Source organism: Streptomyces sp. NPDC096324 (assembly GCF_044763015.1).
Taxonomy (GTDB): domain Bacteria; phylum Actinomycetota; class Actinomycetes; order Streptomycetales; family Streptomycetaceae; genus Streptomyces.
Map to the genome: position 1 here is coordinate 537,847 of NZ_JBIWFK010000004.1, position 18,108 is coordinate 555,954.

General features: G+C 72.9%; 18 protein-coding genes. 13 read left to right on the forward strand and 5 right to left on the reverse strand.

The features are described from left to right. Positions 1–59 precede the first annotated feature (59 nt). Both ACIQ7M_RS13125 and ACIQ7M_RS13130 read left to right on the forward strand, forming a co-directional pair. Positions 60–1,043 carry a helix-turn-helix transcriptional regulator gene (locus ACIQ7M_RS13125; protein ID WP_403643109.1) on the forward strand — a complete coding sequence of 328 codons (984 nt, stop codon included), beginning with the start codon at positions 60–62 and terminating at the stop codon, positions 1,041–1,043. A gap of 103 nt (positions 1,044–1,146) precedes the next feature. Next, positions 1,147–1,668 (forward strand): DUF4240 domain-containing protein, encoded by a 522-nt coding sequence (locus ACIQ7M_RS13130; RefSeq protein WP_355765523.1) that lies wholly within the window; start codon positions 1,147–1,149, stop codon positions 1,666–1,668. A gap of 32 nt (positions 1,669–1,700) precedes the next feature. Here ACIQ7M_RS13130 and ACIQ7M_RS13135 read toward each other — a convergent pair whose 3' ends face one another. Together ACIQ7M_RS13135 and ACIQ7M_RS13140 are read right to left on the reverse strand one after the other, a co-directional pair. Beyond that, entirely contained in the window at positions 1,701–1,949 is a 249-nt protein-coding gene (locus tag ACIQ7M_RS13135; RefSeq protein ID WP_403643112.1) for a hypothetical protein, read from the reverse strand. A 209-nt stretch (positions 1,950–2,158) separates the two neighbouring features. Further along, positions 2,159–2,851 (reverse strand): peptidoglycan recognition protein, encoded by a 693-nt coding sequence (locus tag ACIQ7M_RS13140; RefSeq protein WP_403643536.1) that lies wholly within the window; start codon positions 2,849–2,851, stop codon positions 2,159–2,161. Between the two features lie 429 nt (positions 2,852–3,280). Between ACIQ7M_RS13140 and ACIQ7M_RS13145 the strand changes: the two genes are divergently transcribed. Both ACIQ7M_RS13145 and ACIQ7M_RS13150 read left to right on the forward strand, forming a co-directional pair. Further along, positions 3,281–4,465, forward strand: a complete 1,185-nt coding sequence (locus tag ACIQ7M_RS13145) for a MarP family serine protease (protein ID WP_355765493.1) — start codon at positions 3,281–3,283, stop codon at positions 4,463–4,465. A gap of 56 nt (positions 4,466–4,521) precedes the next feature. Next, positions 4,522–5,223 (forward strand): TetR/AcrR family transcriptional regulator, encoded by a 702-nt coding sequence (locus ACIQ7M_RS13150; protein ID WP_403643117.1) that lies wholly within the window; start codon positions 4,522–4,524, stop codon positions 5,221–5,223. A gap of 7 nt (positions 5,224–5,230) precedes the next feature. On the opposite strand, the gene ACIQ7M_RS13155 is transcribed toward ACIQ7M_RS13150, so the two are convergent. Beyond that, the gene (locus tag ACIQ7M_RS13155; RefSeq protein WP_355765499.1) at positions 5,231–5,719 is read right to left on the reverse strand and encodes a GNAT family N-acetyltransferase; all 489 of its coding nucleotides are present in this window, start codon (positions 5,717–5,719) and stop codon (positions 5,231–5,233) included. Positions 5,720–5,791: 72 nt separating this feature from the next. Between ACIQ7M_RS13155 and ACIQ7M_RS13160 the strand changes: the two genes are divergently transcribed. Both ACIQ7M_RS13160 and ACIQ7M_RS13165 read left to right on the forward strand, forming a co-directional pair. Beyond that, on the forward strand, positions 5,792–6,709 hold the full coding sequence (locus ACIQ7M_RS13160) for a TIGR01777 family oxidoreductase (RefSeq protein WP_355765502.1): 918 nt from the start codon (positions 5,792–5,794) through the stop codon (positions 6,707–6,709). Positions 6,710–7,097: 388 nt separating this feature from the next. Beyond that, complete coding sequence (locus ACIQ7M_RS13165) at positions 7,098–8,492, forward strand: NAD(P)/FAD-dependent oxidoreductase (protein ID WP_403643122.1); 1,395 nt, start codon at positions 7,098–7,100, stop codon at positions 8,490–8,492. 449 nt (positions 8,493–8,941) lie between these two features. Here ACIQ7M_RS13165 and ACIQ7M_RS13170 read toward each other — a convergent pair whose 3' ends face one another. Then, entirely contained in the window at positions 8,942–10,414 is a 1,473-nt protein-coding gene (locus ACIQ7M_RS13170; RefSeq protein WP_386989531.1) for a regulator, read from the reverse strand. A gap of 331 nt (positions 10,415–10,745) precedes the next feature. On the opposite strand from ACIQ7M_RS13170, the gene lipB reads away from it, so the two are divergent. The 4 genes from lipB to ACIQ7M_RS13190 all read left to right on the forward strand — a co-directional run bounded on the left by lipB (position 10,746) and on the right by ACIQ7M_RS13190 (position 13,983). Further along, positions 10,746–11,549: a lipoyl(octanoyl) transferase LipB gene (lipB, locus tag ACIQ7M_RS13175; protein ID WP_403643126.1), complete on the forward strand. Its 804-nt coding sequence runs from the start codon at positions 10,746–10,748 to the stop codon at positions 11,547–11,549. A 166-nt stretch (positions 11,550–11,715) separates the two neighbouring features. After that, positions 11,716–12,681 carry a lipoyl synthase gene (gene lipA / locus ACIQ7M_RS13180; RefSeq protein WP_386989526.1) on the forward strand — a complete coding sequence of 322 codons (966 nt, stop codon included), beginning with the start codon at positions 11,716–11,718 and terminating at the stop codon, positions 12,679–12,681. Between the two features lie 292 nt (positions 12,682–12,973). After that, complete coding sequence (locus ACIQ7M_RS13185) at positions 12,974–13,168, forward strand: hypothetical protein (RefSeq protein WP_355765517.1); 195 nt, start codon at positions 12,974–12,976, stop codon at positions 13,166–13,168. Between the two features lie 116 nt (positions 13,169–13,284). After that, positions 13,285–13,983, forward strand: coding sequence for a DUF4191 domain-containing protein (locus ACIQ7M_RS13190; protein ID WP_384793567.1), 699 nt, complete (start codon positions 13,285–13,287; stop codon positions 13,981–13,983). Positions 13,984–14,266: 283 nt separating this feature from the next. On the opposite strand, the gene ACIQ7M_RS13195 is transcribed toward ACIQ7M_RS13190, so the two are convergent. Next, entirely contained in the window at positions 14,267–14,734 is a 468-nt protein-coding gene (locus tag ACIQ7M_RS13195) for an RDD family protein (protein ID WP_355776072.1), read from the reverse strand. A 199-nt stretch (positions 14,735–14,933) separates the two neighbouring features. Between ACIQ7M_RS13195 and glnA the strand changes: the two genes are divergently transcribed. From glnA to ACIQ7M_RS13210, 3 genes are all read left to right on the forward strand, one after another. Then, positions 14,934–16,343 carry a type I glutamate--ammonia ligase gene (gene glnA / locus ACIQ7M_RS13200; RefSeq protein WP_355776070.1) on the forward strand — a complete coding sequence of 470 codons (1,410 nt, stop codon included), beginning with the start codon at positions 14,934–14,936 and terminating at the stop codon, positions 16,341–16,343. Between the two features lie 209 nt (positions 16,344–16,552). Next, a complete protein-coding gene (gene htpX, locus ACIQ7M_RS13205) occupies positions 16,553–17,497 on the forward strand; it encodes a zinc metalloprotease HtpX (RefSeq protein WP_355774769.1) in 945 nt (314 codons plus the stop codon). Positions 17,498–17,501: 4 nt separating this feature from the next. Beyond that, positions 17,502–18,086, forward strand: a complete 585-nt coding sequence (locus tag ACIQ7M_RS13210; RefSeq protein ID WP_403643132.1) for a hypothetical protein — start codon at positions 17,502–17,504, stop codon at positions 18,084–18,086. Positions 18,087–18,108: the final 22 nt, after the last annotated feature.

An 18,108-nucleotide genomic window follows, 5' to 3' on the forward strand; every position in this document is an offset into this window, starting at 1 on the left:
CTGTCGGTGGTGCCCTCTCGGCTTTCCCGGCTGTCAGTGGTGCCCGGCATCATGAACCCATGCGTGCCGCTCGTCTGATCAAGATGGTGCTGCTGCTCCAGACCCGCGCGTCGATGACCGCCGCCGAGCTGGCGCGGGAGCTGGAGGTGTCCGAGCGCACGGTCGCCCGGGACGCGCAGGCGCTGTCGGAGGCGGGGATCCCGGTCTACGCCGACCGGGGCCGGACCGGCGGCTACCGCCTGGTGGGCGGGTACCGCACGCGGCTGACGGGGCTGGCGCGGAACGAGGCGGAGGCACTGTTCCTGAGCGGGGTGCCGGGGGCGCTGCGCGACATGGGTCTTCAGGACTCGGCGTCGGCGGCCCGGCTGAAGGTGTCGGCGGCGCTGCTGCCCTCGCTCCAGGACGCCTCGCGGTCGGCGGCGCAGCGGTTCCATCTGGACGCGCCCGCCTGGTTCAGCGAGCCGCGGACGCCCGGGCTGCTGCCCGCGCTCGCGGACGCGGTGTGGGACGACCGCCCGGTCCTCGCCCGCTACCGGCGCGACGGGGCGGAGGTGGAACGGACCCTCGAACCGTACGGGCTCGTGTTGAAGGCGGGGCTCTGGTACCTGTGCGCGAGGGTGGCCGACGCGGGTGCCTTCCGTGTCTACAGGATCGACCGGTTCACCGCGGTCGAACCCGGCCCGGAGCGGTTCCTGCGGGACGAGGAGTTCGACCTACCGGCGTTCTGGGAGGAGCGGGCCGAGGAGTTCGCCCGGTCCGTCCTGCGGTCCGAGGTCGTCGTGCGGCTGTCCCCTGAGGGCGTGCGGACGCTGCCGTACGTCCTCGATCCCGCGTCGGCGAGGGAGGGGCTCGGCACGGCGGGCGCCCCCGACGGGCGGGGCTGGGTGACCCTCACCCTGCCGGTCGAGTCCGAGGAGGTCGCCCGTACGCAACTGCGGGGGCTCGGGCCCGAGGTGGAGGTGCTCGCTCCGGCGGCTCTGCGCAGGCGCTGCGCCGAGGACGCGGCCGGTGCGGCGGCGCTCTACCGGTCTCCGACCGCTTGAAATCCGTAGGAACCCGGCGGTTTTACCTTCGGCATGTGCATGCATAACAATCTGCTCCGCTCCACGTGCGTCGCTCCCGCCCAGGCCCGATGCTGGACCCGTGATGGACGAGACGGAGTTCTGGGAGCTGGTGGACACGACCCGCGAGACGGCCGAGGGAGACCCCGAGGAACAGGCGGATCTGCTCGTCGAGCGGCTCGTCCAGCTTGATCCGGACTCCGTCCTGGACTTCGCCCGGCACTTCGAGTCCCGCTACAACCGCGCGTACCGCTGGGATCTGTGGGGCGCCGCCTGGGTGCTGCTCGACGGGGCGAGCGACGACGCCTTCGACTTCTTCCGGTGCTGGCTGATCGGCCAGGGCCGGGACGTCTTCGAGGGGGCGATGCACGACCCCGACACGCTCGCCGAGCTGCTGGACGACTTCGACGAGGAGATCGACGGCGACGGCGAGGAGCTGGGGTACGCGGCCGACGAGGCGTACGAGCAGCTCACCGGTGCCGTCGCGCCCGCTCTGGGCATCCCGGCCGCGGCCGCCGAGCCCGAGGGCACCCCGCTCGAATTCGAGAACGAGTCGGTCGTCGCGGAGCGCTACCCCAAGCTGTGGGAGCGGTTCAGGGAGGACTGAGGGAGGACTGACGGGCCGAACGGACCGGTCTGTCAGGACGTGCCCGTGCGGCTCCGGGGTACGGCGGCCAGGCGCGTCCGGTCCACGGGGACGTACGCCCGCGCATCGTCGGCCCGCGTCGTGTGGTGCCGCGGGGCCGCGTTGGCCTGGTCCAGCGCGGAGGCCGTGACCGCCGCCGGGCCCAGGACGACCGTGACCACGGCGCACACCACCGCCCACGGACCCCGCGCCACCGTCCACGGCCCTCGCGCCGCCGTCACCCGGCCACCGGACGGTTCCACGGCCCGTGCGTCCTGTCCGCCCCCGGTGCGCCCCGCGTGCGCCCCGCTCCCCGCGCGGCGCGCGGGCCCCGTCCGACTGATCCTCATCATCCCCGCCTCCGGTCGGTGCGTACGACGCCGTGCGGCGCCGTACGTGGACGGTAGGGCGCCCGGCTCTGGGGACCCTGTGAGCCGCCGGGGGTGTGCCTGTGACCGACGGCGCCGGGCGCTCAGCGGCCCTGGATGCGGGCGGCGAGCTCGCGGATGTCGGGGAGGCGGTCGCTGAGGGCGGCGCCCGGGCAGCTCGTCATGAAGGCCGCGTCGTGGCCGGAGACGGTGGCGAGCACGGCGGCGGTGCCCGCGGCGTAGCGGCTGAGGCTGTTGCTGGAGACGAGACGGACCGTGCCCCGGGGGTCCACTCCGCCGAGCCCGAGCTTCCAGGCCACGAGCCGGGCGATCGCGTCGGTCATCGCCTTCGGCACCTGCGATCCCGCCGTGAAGGTGCCGATCGCGGCGATCCCGGCGGAGCGGTGGTTGAAGCCCTGCGTGTGCGCTCCGGTGACGGGCCGGTCGATCCCGCCCGCGCGGCCCTCGTAGATCGTGCCGCAGCGGTCGACGAGGAAGTTGTAGCCGATGTCGTCCCAGTCCTTGGCGCCCGTCTGGCCCGCGTACACGTCACGGATGATGCGGGGCACGTCGGCGCAGTCGTAGCCGTTCGGCGTGTCGGTGTGATGGACGAAGACCGCCACGACGCGGTCGTCGTAGCGGGGCGGCGGCTGCTTTCGGGTGCTCGCGGTGTCCAGCCACGCCGTCCGCGGCACGATGGGCGGTCTGGCGACCGGACGGGGGACGGTGATCCGGGCCGCGACCGGGGGCGGGGTGGCGGTGCGGGACGCCGTGCGGTCCACCCCGGCCGCGCACATCACCAGTGCCAGGACCGCGAGCAGGCCGGGCGCGCATCCGAGGGCGATGAGGGCCGGTTTCGAGAGCTTCAGCGGCGCGCGCCGGCGTGCGCCGGGCGGCACGGGCGCACGAGGGGCCCGCGCCGCCCGGCCGGTGCGCTCCTCGCGGGCCCGGGGCCCCGGGCGTCCGTGCCGCCCGTGCCGGGACGCCCGCTCCCCGCTCCGTATTCGAGGCCCCCGCGGATTCCGGAAGACACGCATGGAGCCACCCTGACCCGGATCCGCGCGGGCCGCGATGTGGGGTGTGCCACCTGGTGGAACCATCGGTCGTGTCCGGGACGTTTCTACAGGTCCACGGGTGTGTGGCCGTTTCCGCGGGCACCGAACGCGCGTGGCTGATCACTGGGCCCGCCCGGCGCGTACTAAGGGGCCCTAGAGAAAGGCGGCTCCGTGGACGTTCTCGACCTCCTGCTGGTGCTGGTCATCCTGGTCTACGCGGCCTCCGGGTACCGCCGCGGCCTGGTGGCCGGGTGTGTCTCGCTGGCCGGCTTCGTGGGCGGCGCCGTCATCGGCGTATGGGTGCTGCCGTGGGTCATGGAGCTGGTCACGGCGGGGACACCGGCGGCGACGGTCACGGCGGTGCTCACGGTGCTGGTGCCCGGGGTCGTGGGCCACGAGCTGGCCGGACGGCTGGCGCTGAAGCTGCGCCGCGAGCTGGACCAGGGGCCGCTGCGAGTGGCCGACGGGATCGGCGGAGCCGCGGCGAACACCGTCGCCGTGCTGCTGGTGGCCTGGGTGGCGGCGAGCGTCCTGGGCGCGTCCTCCTCGACGGTGGTGACGCAGTCGATCCGCAACTCGGCGCTGCTGGGCGCCGTGCAGAACTCGATGCCGGAGACCACGCCGACCTGGTTCTCGCGCGCGACCTCGGCCCTCACCGAGGCGGGCTTCCCGCAGGTCTTCAACCCGTTCGAGAACGAACCGGCGGCCGGTGTCGCCAAGCCCTCCGGGGACAGTGTCACGCCCTCCGCGACGAACGCGGCCAAGCTGAGCACCGTGAAGGTCGAGGGCGCCTCGGGCAACCAGGGCCGGGAGGGCAGCGGCTTCGTCTACGCCGCCCACCGCGTCATGACCAACGCGCACGTGGTGGCCGGGATCGACCGGCCGACCGTGCGGGTGGGCGGGGTCGGCCGCCCCTACCAGGCGCGGGTGGTGCTCTTCGACCCGCAGAAGGACGTCGCCGTCCTGTACGTGCCGGCGCTGCGGGCGCCCGTCCTCCACTTCGACGGGGTCGCCTCGCGCGGCGACTCCGCGGTGGTCGCGGGCTACCCGCAGGACGGCGGTCTCGACCTCCAGGCGGCCACCGTCGCGAGCCGCATCAACGCGACCGGCCAGAACATCTACAACACCGGCACCGTCACCCGCGAGATCTACGCGATCCGCTCGACCGTCCGGCCCGGCAACTCCGGCGGCCCGCTCCTGACGACGGACGGCAAGGTGTACGGCGTGGTCTTCGCGCGTTCGACCTCGGACGCCGAGACCGGTTACGTCCTGACGGCGCACGAGGTCGCGAGCGACGCCCGCAAGGCGGCCCACGCCACGGCCCGCGTGGACACGGGCGACCTCGTCACGTCCTGACCCGGGGCCCGCGTCCGGCCGGGTCCGCGGGCACGCTCCCGGCGTACGCTCTGCGCGTGAGCAGCCAGCCGCCCGAGGCACCCGCACCGTCGCTGACCGAGCGCCGCAAGGCGGCCACCCGGCTCGACATCGCGCGCGCGGCGGCCGAGCTCTTCACGGAGCGCGGTCCGGACGGCACCACGGCGGAGGACATCGCCCGCCGCGCCGGGGTGGGACCGCGCACCTTCTACCGCTACTTCCGCGACAAGCGGGACGCCGTGGGCCCGCTGCTCGCGGCGGGCGGCGACCACTGGCGTGCGCTGCTCGCGGCGACGGAGCCGGGCACGGCCCTGCCGGCGGCGCTGGAGCGGGCGGTCCGGGAGGCGCTGGCCGCCCCCGACACCCACGCGGCGGAGCGGCTGGAGCAGACCCGCGCGCTGCTGCGGGCGGCCACCGGCGATCCCGCGCTGCGCTCGGTGTGGTACCGGGTGAACCAGGAGTCGGAGGAGCTGCTGGTCCCGGTGACGGCCCGGCTGGCGGGCAGCGGCGCGGACCCGCTGGAGTCCCGGCTGGCCGCCGCCGCGGCGACGGCCGCGATCCGGATCGCCCTGGAGACCTGGGCGGCCACGGACGCGCCGGCCGAGGGGCCGGGTTCACCCGCCGAACTGGCCGTCCGCTGTCTGCGTCACCTCATGGCCGGCCCGCGCCCGCCGGGCACCGACGGCGGCCACCCGTCGGGGCTGGCGGCGCGCCACGGGCGGGACCCGTCGATGCGGTGAGAGCGGGTCAGAGCGGGCGTCCCATCAGGACGTCGTCCACGTAGGCGCCGTCCAGCAGGAACTCCCCGGGCAGGACACCCTCGACGACGAACCCCTCGGACTCGTACAACGCGCGCGCCGGGGTGTTGTGGCCGAGCACGCGCAGCGTGATGCGCCGGGCCCCCTGACGGCGGGCCTCCTCGCGCGCCGCCCGCAGCAGGGCGCGGCCCACCCCGGCGCCGCGGGCCTCGTCGGCGACGGCCAGTCCGAGGATCTGCCGGACATGCGCGTTGCAGGCCAGCGGGGTCGGGAAGCCCAGCCGGAGGTACCCCACGAGACGGCCGTCGAGCTCGGCGACGAGGTGGTCCCGGGGTCCGAACCGCTCGCTGTAGAAGGGTTCGTACGGCGGCCGGGGGCGCGGCATGACGGCGTGCAGCGTGGACCAGGTGTCGCGGTCGATCCGGCCGAGCGCGTCCTCGTCGTCGAGGGTGGCCGTGCGTATCCGTGGGGCTGACATACCGGTCACTGTACGGCCGCCGCGCTGCGGTCCTTTCCGTGAAGTCCGCGGCGGCGCGGGCAGGATGGACCCATGAGCGACTCACCGCTGTCCCCGGGTTCCCGCATCGCGATCGCCGGCGCGTCCGGTCTGATCGGTTCCGCGCTGGCGCGCTCCCTGAGCGCCGAGGGGCACGAGGTGGTCCGGCTCGTGCGCCGTGAGCCGCGTTCGCCGGACGAGATCCGCTGGGATCCGCAGCGGCAGCGGATCGACGCCGTGGGACTCATCGGCTGTGCGGCGGTGGTCAATCTGGCGGGGGCCCCGGTCGCGGGGCGGCCGTGGACGCGGACGTACAAGCGGATGATCCGGGACAGCCGGGTGCTCGGGACCGTGACGCTCGCGGAGGCGGTGGCCTCGCTCGACGAACCGCCGCGGGTCTTCGTCAACGGGAGCGCGATCGGGTTCTACGGCGGGACGGGCGACCGCGCGGTGGACGAGTCGGCGCCGCCCGGGGACGGTTTCCTGCCGTCCGTCTGTGTGGAGTGGGAGGAGGCGACCGCTCCCGCGCAGGAGGCGGGGGTGCGCACGGTGATCCCCAGGACCGGGCTCGTGGTGGCCCGTGAGGGCGGGGCCTGGGCGAGGCTGTTTCCGCTGTTCAAGGCCGGTGCCGGGGGGCGGATGGGGAACGGGCGCCAGTACTGGAGCTACATCGCGCTGCACGACGAGGTGGCCGCGATCCGCCATCTCATCGACACGGAGTCGCTGTCCGGGCCGGTGAACCTGACGGCCCCCGACCCGCTCACCAACGCAGAGATCACCGAGGCCATGGGACGTGTCCTGCACCGGCCGACCCTGCTGACCGCGCCCGCCCCGCTGCTGCGGCTCGCCCTCGGCGACATGGCCGAGGACGTCCTGGGCAGCCAGCGCGTCCTGCCCACCCGCCTCCTGGAGTCGGGCTTCACCTTCGCGTTCCCGTCGATCGACGCGACACTGCGAGCCGCACTGGGCTGAGGGGCGCGGCTCCGGGGGCCGGAGACTCCTGGTATGCCCCGGGACGGGGCCCGGCTCGGGGTCCCGAGGGTCGGCCTCCGGACCGGGGGCGGTCTCCAGGCGGGGCGTCGGCTTTGAGTGCTCCGGCAGGGCTCGGCGGCCCAAGTTGCCGGCCGGGCGCCGGGTGTCGCCGGTTCGGGGCGAAGTCGCCCGAGGCGTCCGGGGCGGTTCCGGTGAGGTCGCCGCACCCGCCGGGCGGGCACATGCACCCCCCATGCCCCCGTGCACGGCCGCCGCGCGGCTTCCCCCGGGCGGCCGAACCTCGCACCCTCGATCCGAACTCGGGCATTCCAGAAGCGTGTTGGGGGCATGACGTCCCCACCGGCCGCGCAACCTCGAGGAGGGGCACGTGCTAGAGCCCGCACGCCACGCCGCGCACACGGCGGAGATCACGGAAGACGTCGACGTCGTCGTCGTGGGAGCCGGTGTCGCCGGCCTCGCGGCCGCACGGCACCTGACCGGGGCGGGGCTGAGGACCGCCGTCCTGGAGGCCGCCCCTCATGTGGGCGGGCGCATGTCCACGGAGAAGGTGGACGGCTTCCGGCTGGACCGGCTCGGCCGGCTCCTGTCCACCTCGTACCCGGAACTGCGCCACACCCCGGGCCTGGGCGGCCTCGTCCTGTGCCCGTTCTCGCCGGGCGTGCTGCTGCACAGCGACGGCCACCGCCATCAGACGGGCACGCCCAGCGCTCCCCGGAGCGCGAGGGGCGCACTCACCACCGCACGCGCCCTCGCGAGCGCCCCCCGGCTTCCGCTGCCCCGGCCCGCGCGCGGCACCACCCGCCCCGGACAGCTCGGCAGCCCCCTCGATCAGGCCCGTCTCGGCGCGGCCCTCGCGCGGCTCGCCGCCACCACGCCGGAGCGTCTGCTCGCCCGCCCCGACCTCACCGCGGCGAAGGCGCTGACCGCCCGGGGACTTCCGGCCCGTACGGTCGAGACCTTTCTGCGCCCCCTTCTCGCGGCCCTGCTGTGCGACCCGGAGCTGCGGACGTCGAGCCGCCTCGCCGACCTCGCGCTGCACTCCTTCGCGACGGGCCGGCTGTGTCTGCCCGAGGGCGGCGCCGACGCGCTCCCGGAGCTGCTCGCCGCCGGGCTTCCGCCCGGCACCGTGCACACCGCCGTCCAGGTCACCGCCGTGTCCACGACCCGGGTCACGACGAAGGAGCACGGCGAACTCCGCTGCCGGGCCATCCTGCTCGCGACCGGGGCCCGCGCCGCCGCCGGGTTCCTGCCCGGGCTGCACGTGCCCGCCTTCCATCCGGTGACCGTCCTGCACCACACCACGGACGAACCGCCGCTCGGCGATCCGGCGCTGCTCCTGGACGCCGACCGGAGCGGGCCGGTGGCGCACACGGCTGTCGTCAGCCAGGTCGACCCGACCCGCGCGCCCGCGGGCCGCGCCCTGATCTCATCGACCGTGCTCGGCACCCCGCCCGCCGCGGCCCATCTGGACGCGACGGTCCGCGCCCAGCTCGCCCGTCTCTACGGCACGTCGACGAATCGCTGGGAACTGCTGGCGGTCCATCACGAGCCGGAGGCGGTCCCGGCGATGCCGCCGCCGCACGACCCGCGCCGCGCCGTACGGCTGCTCGCGGGCCTGTACGTGTGCGGTGACCACCGGGACACCGGCACGGTGCAGGGCGCGCTGCACTCGGCCCGGCGGGCCGCCCACGCCCTCCTGACCGACCTGGAGGTCCACGTCCCCACCCTGTCGGCCGAACCCCTGGAACCCGCCGCGGCCTGACCCACCCGCCCCCGCGACTCCGGCCCGGGGTCTCATGACTTCGGCGCCGGGTCCCGCGACTCCGGCACGGGGCTCCGGAGCTCCGGGACCCGACGCACGAGCCCACGGGCCCACCGGACCCGCGCCCCCCGGAAAACCCCGAAAGGTGGCTCCGAACCTCCGAACCACACCCCCCGGCCCCGGCGGGCGCGCCCCACTCCCGCCCGCCGGACCGGGCTTCCGACAGACGGGCCCCGCCCCGGGAAGCGACCCCGCCCCGGTGGGGCAACCCCGGCTCCGGTGGGCCGGTTTGCGGGCGCCGGGGGCGAACTCCCGCCCCCGGTGCGCGCGTCGGGCTTCCCGGTCTCCGGTTCCCCAGGCCGGAGACCGGGGACGGTCCGGCGGCACGGGGCCCGGCACGCCCGTCCGTGCCCGCACGGCACCCTGCGCCCCGCCGGACAGACCCTCGCTCAGCTCAGCGCGGCCACCTTGTCGCGGTAGCCGCGCACGGGAGCGGCGTCCTTGTACGGTTCGAGCCGTTTCTCGAAGTCCCGTACGTACTCGACGGCCCGCGCCGACCGCATCTCGGCCGCCTGCCCCGCGGCCTCGGCGCCGAGCAGACAGGCCTGGTCGAGCTCGCCGAGCCCGAGCCGCGCCGAGGCGAGCACCACCCGGCAGAACAGCCGGCTGCGCGCGTAGCCGGGCGCCCGCAGTTGCAGCGAGCGTTCGGCGTGCTGCGCCGCCGCCCGGAACTGCTGGAGGTCCCGGTGGCAGTGCCCGAACTCGTCGGCGAGCTGCGCCTCGTCGAAGTACCGGGCCCAGTGCGGGACCTCGTCGCCGGTCCGGGACGCCTCCAGCGCGCGCTCGGCCCGGACCAGCGAGGCCGTGCAGGCCCGCACCTCGCCGAGCACCCCGTGCCCGCGCGCCTCGACGGCGTGCAGCAGCGCCTGCACGACGTGCGGCCCCCCGGAGCCGAGGCCCTGCTGCGCGACCCGCGCCAGCTGCACGGCCTCACGTCCGTGCCCGAGGTAGACGGCCTGCCGGCTCATGGTGATGAGCACGTACGAGCCGTACACCCGGTCCCCCGCGGCCTGCGCCAGCCGCAGCGCCTGGACGAAGTACCGCTGCGCGAGTCCGTGCGCGCCGATGTCGTACGACGTCCAGCCGGCGAGCCGGGTGAGGTCGGCGGCGGCGGCGAACAGGTGGCGGCCGGTCTGCTCGCCGTACGCGCCGCGCAGCATGGGTTCGGCCTCGTGCTCCAGGTAGCGGACCAGTGCCTGGCGGGCGTGGCCGCCGCCGTAAGCGTTGTCGAGGGCCCGGAAGAGTTCGCCGACCGAGCGGAGCGCGGCGATGTCCCCGCCGCTGACCCGCTGGCCGGGGCCCCGCTCGGTCCGGCCGCGCCGGGAGGCGGGTCCCCCCTGCTCGGGCGGTGCCGTGAGCTTGGGCGAGGCCGGGCGGCCCTGGGCGGGGATGCGGGAGGGCTGCTCGCCGCGGGCGACCCGGTCGTCGGCCCGGCCGATCAGCCAGTCCCGGCTGGGCACGACGAGCCCGGCCGGGGTGAAAGCGATCTTGCGGAGCTCCGCGTGGCTTCCGGAGTCCTTGCGCCACAGGCCGCTGACGATGTCCACGGCCTCCTCGGGGGTCGCGGCGAATTCGAGCCCCGCGTACACGGGGGCGCAGGCGTCGAGCCCGAGGTCCTGCGCGCTCAGGCGCCGGCCGAGGCGGCGGGTGAACACCTCGGCGATGAGGGCGGGGGTGGTCCCGCGGGGCTGCTGGCCCCGCAGCCACCGGGTCACCGAGGTCTTGTCGTATCTCAGGTCCAGTCCGTGTTCGAGTCCGAGCTGGTCCACGCGACGGGCGAGACCTGCGTTGGAGAACCCCGCTTCTGCGATGAGCGCGGCGAGCTGTCGATTGGGCGTGCGCTGCGCGGGTCGTTCCGTCATCTGCGGTGCGGTCTCCTGCCTTCGGGTCTCCAGGGGGTCTCGGGGCGGCGTGAGAACGTGCTTGCGCCTCCCCGCGGCCCCCCTGTGCCCGGATTGCCTGTGAGCAGCCCTTATGGCCTAGTGAACGGCGCGAATGTAGCGGAGCGTGAGCACGTCATCGCACACATCGACTTTCATTCATCCGATCGTGTGAGGATTGACCGTCGGGCTGACGCGGATCGGACGGACGTACAGTGGCGTGGGCGCGCCACGGACCTGACGAAAGGTTCCTCCGCGTGCCCCGCACGGGGATCACCACGTGCCCGAGGAAGCTTCTAGGGAGGCGCTTGCCGTGAGTGGGTTGCGGTTCGTCCGCATGGGATTCGGTGCCGAGGCCGTCGAGTACCAGGAGGCGTGGGACGAGCAGCGCCGTGTGCACGCCGCCCGGTTCCTGGACGAGGTCCCCGACACCTGTCTGCTCCTGGAGCACCCCCCGGTGTACACCGCGGGCCGGCGCACGGCGGACAACGAGCGGCCCCTGGACGGCACTCCCGTCATCGACGTGGACCGCGGCGGCAAGATCACCTGGCACGGTCCGGGCCAGCTCGTCGGCTACCCCATCCAGAAGCTCCCGCGTCCCGTGGACGTCGTAGCCCATGTACGCCGTCTGGAAGAGGCCCTCATCCGCACCTGTGCCGAGTTCGGCCTGGAGACGAGCCGGGTCGAGGGCCGCAGCGGCGTCTGGGTCCTCGGCGACGCCAAGGACCCCCAGGGGACCTCCGCGCTCGGGGGCCTCTCCCTCGACTTCGACCCCCGGCTCCAGGACGACGAGTTCGACCCGCGGCTCAACGGCCCGGAGTACGCCCCGTCCAACGCCGGCCAGCGCCGCGAGGACCGCAAGATCGCCGCCATCGGCATCCGCGTCGCCAAGGGCGTCACCATGCACGGCTTCGCGCTGAACGTGAACCCGGACAACGCCTGGTTCGACCGGATCATCCCGTGCGGCATCCGCGACGCGGGCGTCGCCTCGCTCGCGGGCGAGCTGGGCCGCGACGTGAGCATCGCCGAGGTCCTGCCGGTGGCCGAGAAGCACCTCGGGGACATCCTGGCGAACGCGGACCTCAAGCCGCGCGTCGTGGAACGCACCCCGGCCTGAGCCCCGCGCGTCCCCCTGGGGCGCGGCGCCCGCCCGGCCCCGCGCCGCACGGCGGAACGCCTCCGGGAATGCACCCCCGCTCCCGAAGGTTGCCCACCTCGGGGGCCGAGCACCGCACGGGCGTACCCTGGTGTACGCCGAAGAATCGAAGTTACAGGGAGCCGATGTGTCCGCAGTCGCACCCGACGGACGCAAGATGCTGCGCCTGGAGGTCCGGAACAGCCAGACCCCCATCGAGCGCAAGCCCGAGTGGATCAAGACCCGGGCGAAAATGGGTCCCGAGTACACGAAGATGCAGGCGCTCGTGAAGGGCGAGGGCCTGCACACGGTCTGCCAGGAGGCGGGCTGCCCCAACATCTACGAATGCTGGGAAGACCGCGAGGCCACGTTCCTCATCGGCGGTGACCAGTGCACGAGGCGCTGCGACTTCTGCCAGATCGACACCGGCAAGCCGGAGGCCCTGGACCGCGACGAGCCGCGCCGTGTCGGTGAGTCCGTCGTCACGATGGACCTGAACTACGCCACGATCACCGGCGTCGCCCGCGACGACCTGGAGGACGGCGGCGCGTGGCTGTACGCGGAGACGGTCCGCCAGATCCACGCGCAGACGGCGGGCCGCGAGTCCGGACGCACCAAGGTCGAACTGCTCGCCCCGGACTTCAACGCCGAGCCCGAGCAGCTCGCGGAGGTCTTCTCCTCGCGCCCCGAGGTCTTCGCCCACAACGTCGAGACGGTCCCGCGGATCTTCAAGCGCATCCGTCCGGGCTTCCGCTACGAGCGCTCGCTCAAGGTCATCACCGAGGCCCGTGACTACGGTCTGGTCACGAAATCGAACCTGATCCTCGGCATGGGCGAGACCCGCGAAGAGGTCAGCGAGGCGCTCCAGCAGCTCCACGAGGCGGGCTGCGAGCTCATCACGATCACGCAGTACCTGCGCCCCTCCGTGCGCCACCACCCCGTGGAGCGCTGGGTCAAGCCGCAGGAGTTCGTGGAGCTCAAGGAGGAGGCCGAGGAGATCGGCTTCTCCGGCGTCATGTCGGGCCCGCTGGTCCGCTCCTCGTACCGGGCCGGGCGCCTGTACCAGATGGCCATCGAGAAGCGGGGCGCGTACGTCGCCTCCCAGGCGGTCTGATCCCCCGAACGGCACACGTTGCGAAAGGAAAGCGGTGGCACTCGGTGCCACCGCTTTCGTGTGAATCCGCGCACAAGCAACTCGCCCTTCACAACGGCCCGTTCACACCCCCTCGGGGCATCCCCGCAGTTGAACGCCGCATCAGGAACGGGTCAGGAAAACGACCCGCGGTATCAAGGTTTCATTGGTGTTTGACCGCTCGGTCACGTACTGGTAACACCAATCAGTGACTCTGGTTCCACGTCACACCCGTCCCCGTCCGAGCCGTCGATCCCTAGGGGGGATCTCCATCATGCAGGCCGCGCCCGTACGCGCCACCGCGATTCCGTCGTTCACCGATGCACTGCGTGCCGTCGAGTCGTTGCTCATGAGCAGTGGGCAGCGCACCGCCCGCCGCAACGCCTGGACCTCCGTCCTGGAGGACCGCCGCCGCGCCAAGGACCGGGTCGAGGCGCAGCGCGTACTGGAATCCGTCGTCCCTTCCTGACCGGCGCCGGCCGGCGCCGGTCGTTCCGCCACGGCAGCAGCCTCCCCCGCTGCCGCGGCGCCGCTCGCCCGGTACTGCCGTCGTCGGCACTTCGCGGGCCACGTAGACTCGTGGGCATGGCGAGGAAGGAACCCGCAGCGGACGCTGCGAACCCCGGGCGACTCAAGCAGATCGCTCAGACGTACAAAATGACCCGCAAGGCCGATTCCAAGATCGGTCTTGTACTCGCGGCTGTCGGAATTCTCACCCTTGGTGTCTTCCTCGCGATCGGCTTCTTGATCGGCCACCCTGTCTATCTCGGGATTCTCGGGCTTCTGCTCGCCTTCCTCGCGACGGCGATCGTCTTCGGACGCAGGGCCGAGCGGGCGGCCTTCGGGCAGATGGAAGGCCAGCCGGGCGCTGCCGCGGCGGTGCTCGACAACATCGGCCGGGGCTGGACCACCACTCCGGCGGTCGCGATGAACCGCAGCCAGGACGTGGTGCACCGGGCGGTCGGCAAGGCCGGCATCGTGCTGGTCGCCGAGGGCAACCCGAACCGGGTGAAGACCCTGCTGGCCGCCGAGAAGAAGAAGATGGCGCGGATCGTCTCGGACGTCCCGGTGCACGACATTCTCGTGGGCACCGGCGAGGGCCAGGTCGAGCTGAAGAAGCTCCGCACGACCATGCTGAAGCTGCCGCGTGTGCTCGCCGGCCCCCAGGTCACCGCGACCAACGACCGACTGCGGGCGATGGGCGACCTGATGAGCAACATGCCGCTGCCGAAGGGCCCGATGCCCAAGGGCATGCGGATGCCTCGCGGCGGCCCCAAGAGGTGACGCTCGCGCTCGCTTGACCAGTCCTACGGCGGTGGGGGGGCCCGCGATGACCCGGCCCCCCCCCCCCCCATTTAGTAGCCCCCCCACCCCCCCCCCCCCGGGGGGAGCGCCGGTGGGGGGGGCGGGTCGCATCCACCGGGGGCCTCGCCGCAATGCCGATCGCCGCACCGCGGCGACCTCGGCCGCGTGGGCCGCCTTCGCGGTGGCGCGCCGGCCGCTCGCCGTAGCCTGCCGGCTCCGCCACGGAGTACCGCCTCCGGCGGAGCGGATCCCCCGGGTGGGGTCAGGCCCGGACCTCGATCGTGCGGGCGAGACGGTCGTGGAGGCCTCGGCCGTCGCGGTCCCAGATCAGGGCCGGGACGGCCACGCACAGGAGCGCGGTGCGCAGCACGGCGCGCAGCGGGTTCAGCCGGCCGCCGGCCTCGGGCACGACGCGCAGACCCAGCAGCCGCTTGCCCGGAGTGAAGCCGACGGTACCGACCGTCAGGACCCCGAGAACGAAGAAGACGAGCAGGGCCCAGTTCCCCGTGGCCTGGTCATAGCCGTCGGTGAGCAGCCCGTATGCGATCAGGAGGCACAGGCCCCAGTCGACGGCGAGGGCGCCCAGCCGGCGCCCCGGGCGGGCGATCGAGCCCGGTCCGTGCTCCGGCAGACCGAGCTGTTCGCCCCGGTAGCCGAAGTCGACGCCGGCTTCCTCCGCCGCCGCGCGGGGGCCGGAGAGCCACGATCCGATTGCTTGCCTGTTGTCCACCCGTCCAAGGTACTGTGCCCGTTTTGCCATACGGACAGGAGGGGCCCGCCGGGCCGAGGTCGGTTAACTTGGGCGAAACAAATGGGTCACGCTGGAGAAATCCCCCGTCCCTATGGTCGGCCCCAGCGTGTGCCACCGCACTGGCCGCACGAACGAACTACCACCCCGGTCCACAGTGGGCGGGAGTAGGAGGAGCTGGATGTTCCAGAACGCCGACGAGGCCAAGAAGTTCATCGCGGACGAGGACGTCAAGTTCGTCGATGTCCGTTTCTGCGACCTGCCGGGTGTGATGCAGCACTTCACGATCCCGGCCGAGGCCTTCGACCCGACCGAGGAGCTCGCCTTCGACGGCTCCTCCATCCGCGGCTTCCAGGCCATCCACGAGTCCGACATGGCGCTCCGCGCCGACCTGTCCACCGCGCGCGTCGACCCCTTCCGCCGCGACAAGACGGTCAACATCAACTTCTTCATCCACGACCCGATCACGGGCGAGCAGTACTCCCGTGACCCGCGCAACGTGGCCAAGAAGGCCGAGGCCTACCTCGCGTCGACGGGTATCGCCGACACGGCGTACTTCGGTCCCGAGGCCGAGTTCTACGTGTTCGACAGCGTGCGCTTCAAGACCGCCGAGAACGAGTCCTTCTACCACATCGACTCCGAGGCCGGCGCCTGGAACACCGGTGCCATCGAGGACAACCGCGGCTACAAGGTCCGCTACAAGGGCGGCTACTTCCCGACCCCGCCGGTCGACCACTTCGCCGACCTGCGTGCCGAGATCTCCCTGGAGCTGGCCAACTCCGGCCTCCAGGTCGAGCGCCAGCACCACGAGGTGGGCACCGCCGGCCAGGCCGAGATCAACTACAAGTTCAACACGCTGCTCGCCGCGGCCGACGACCTCCAGCTCTTCAAGTACATCGTGAAGAACGTCGCCTGGCGCAACGGCAAGACCGCGACCTTCATGCCGAAGCCGATCTTCGGCGACAACGGCTCGGGCATGCACGTCCACCAGTCGCTGTGGAGCGGCGGCTCCCCCCTGTTCTACGACGAGGCCGGCTACGCGGGTCTGTCGGACATGGCCCGCTACTACATCGGCGGCATCCTCAAGCACGCCCCGTCGCTGCTCGCCTTCACCAACCCGACGGTGAACTCGTACCACCGTCTGGTCCCCGGCTTCGAGGCCCCGGTCAACCTGGTGTACTCGCAGCGCAACCGCTCCGCGGCCATGCGTATCCCGATCACGGGCTCGAACCCGAAGGCCAAGCGCGTCGAGTTCCGCGCGCCCGACTCCTCCGGCAACCCGTACCTGGCGTTCGCGGCCCTGCTGATGGCCGGTCTGGACGGCGTCAAGAACAAGATCGAGCCGGCCGAGCCGATCGACAAGGACCTCTACGAGCTGGCTCCCGAGGAGCACGCGGGCGTGGCCCAGGTCCCGACCTCGCTCCCGGCCGTCCTCGACTCGCTGGAGCGCGACCACGAGTTCCTGCTCGCGGGCGACGTCTTCACGTCCGACCTGATCGAGACGTGGATCGACTACAAGCGCACGAACGAGATCGCGCCGCTCCAGCTCCGTCCGCACCCGCACGAGTTCGAGCTGTACTTCGACGTGTAAGCCCGTCGGTCCAGCCGCACACGTATCGGCCGCGTCCTTCCTCCGGGAGGGGCGCGGCCGACGCGTTTCTCCCCCGCCGGCGACGGGCGCGGGCCCGCGCCCGTCGGCTGGTTCTTTGCCCGCCGCGGGGCCTATCGGCACCGGTTCATGGGGAACCGCGGGCGCACAATGGAGAGCGGGACGAGTGCCCTACTGCGGGGTGGTGCGAGATGCGGAGCCGATTCCGGAACGACCGGGAGCTGACCGTGCGCATGACGGTCACGCTCTTCCTGCTCGGATTGCTGTACGTGGCCTTCGTCGCCGCGTTGATCGTGTTGCTGAAGTCGTGGGTGCTGGTCGTCGTGATCGCGGCCGGGCTCCTCATCGCGCAGTACTGGTTCTCGGACCGGATCGCGCTGTACGCCATGCACGGACGGATCGTGGAGCGGGAGGAGTATCCCCAGCTCCACGGGGTCGTCGACCGGCTGTGCGCCGTGGCCGACATGCCCAAGCCGCTGGTCGCCGTCTCGGACATCGACATGCCGAACGCGTTCGCCACGGGGCGCAACGCCGACCACGCCGTGCTGTGCGTGACCACCGGGCTGCTGCGCCGTCTGGAGCCCGACGAACTGGAGGGCGTTCTCGCGCACGAGCTGTCGCACGTGGCGCACAAGGATGTCGCCGTGATCACCGTGGCGTCCTTCCTCGGCGTCCTCGCCGGACTGATCGTGCGGTTCGCGTTCTACTCGCAGCTCTTCGGCGGGCGGGGCCGCAAGGACCAGAACACCGTCGCGATCTTCATGGCGGTGATGGCGGTGTCCGCGGCCGTGTACGCCATCAGTTTCCTGCTGATCAGGGCGCTCTCCCGGTACCGCGAACTGGCCGCCGACCGTTCCGCGGCCCTGCTCACCGGCCGCCCCTCGGCGCTGGCGTCCGCGCTGACCAAGGTGACCGGGGACATCGGCCGGATCCCTACGAAGGACCTGCGGACCGCGCAGGCCTTCAACGCCTTCTACTTCACCCCCGCGCTCGGCGCCCAGCCGGGCATCGCCAACCTGTTCTCGACCCACCCGAGCCTGGAGCAGCGGCTCGGACAACTGGCCCGTATCTCCGCCGAGCTGGGCGAGCACGCGGTGCCGGACGCGAGCGCCCCGACTCCCGGAGAGGCTCTTTGACCGCATGGGGTTCCTGGACATCCTGCTGGGCCGCAGCAAGCCCGCCGCACCCGACCTCGACCGGCTCTTCGGGCTGCCGTCGGCGGCCGTGACCCTCCAGGCCGCGGCCGGGTTCATCCCCACCGGCACCGGAGCGGTGTGCTTCGCGTCCGTGGAGGGCGCGGCCTTCGCCGAGGCCCACCAGGAGGTGCGGGACCTGCTGGACGCCGACACCGGGCGGACGGGCTCCCCGGTGGAGATCGGCCGGGACGAGTACGGCTACTCGTGGCTGGTCTCCCGCCGCGCCCCCGACGACCTCCCGGCGCTGGTGAGCGATCTGCACGCGGTCAACAGCTCACTGGAGGGCACCGGCTTCGGTCCTCAGCTCCTGTGTTCCGTGGTGGCTTTCGAGGACGCCGAAAAGCGGCGGCTCGGCCTGGTCTACCTCTACAAACGCGGGACCTTCTACCCCTTCGCGCCGCTCACCGGCGAGGGCGAGCGGCGCGACAACGCGCTCGAACTCCAGGTCAAGGCGGCCCTGACCGACGATCTGCGTATCGAACAGGACCTCGCCCGCTGGTTCCCGATCTGGGGCGCCCCCGGACTCTGACCGACTGCACCCCGCCCCATAT

Excerpts from the sequence above, each read along its gene's own strand:
- ACIQ7M_RS13125 (WP_403643109.1), top strand. The coding sequence starts at position 60 with ATGCGTGCCGCTCGTCTGATCAAGATGGTGCTGCTGCTCCAGACCCGC.
- ACIQ7M_RS13130 (WP_355765523.1), top strand. The coding sequence starts at position 1,147 with ATGGACGAGACGGAGTTCTGGGAGCTGGTGGACACGACCCGCGAGACG.
- ACIQ7M_RS13140 (WP_403643536.1), bottom strand. The coding sequence starts at position 2,851 with ATGTGCGCGGCCGGGGTGGACCGCACGGCGTCCCGCACCGCCACCCCG.
- ACIQ7M_RS13155 (WP_355765499.1), bottom strand. The coding sequence starts at position 5,719 with ATGTCAGCCCCACGGATACGCACGGCCACCCTCGACGACGAGGACGCG.
- ACIQ7M_RS13160 (WP_355765502.1), top strand. The coding sequence starts at position 5,792 with ATGAGCGACTCACCGCTGTCCCCGGGTTCCCGCATCGCGATCGCCGGC.
- ACIQ7M_RS13170 (WP_386989531.1), bottom strand. The coding sequence starts at position 10,414 with ATGACGGAACGACCCGCGCAGCGCACGCCCAATCGACAGCTCGCCGCG.
- ACIQ7M_RS13185 (WP_355765517.1), top strand. The coding sequence starts at position 12,974 with ATGCAGGCCGCGCCCGTACGCGCCACCGCGATTCCGTCGTTCACCGAT.
- ACIQ7M_RS13190 (WP_384793567.1), top strand. The coding sequence starts at position 13,285 with ATGGCGAGGAAGGAACCCGCAGCGGACGCTGCGAACCCCGGGCGACTC.
- glnA (WP_355776070.1), top strand. The coding sequence starts at position 14,934 with ATGTTCCAGAACGCCGACGAGGCCAAGAAGTTCATCGCGGACGAGGAC.
- htpX (WP_355774769.1), top strand. The coding sequence starts at position 16,553 with ATGCGGAGCCGATTCCGGAACGACCGGGAGCTGACCGTGCGCATGACG.
- ACIQ7M_RS13210 (WP_403643132.1), top strand. The coding sequence starts at position 17,502 with ATGGGGTTCCTGGACATCCTGCTGGGCCGCAGCAAGCCCGCCGCACCC.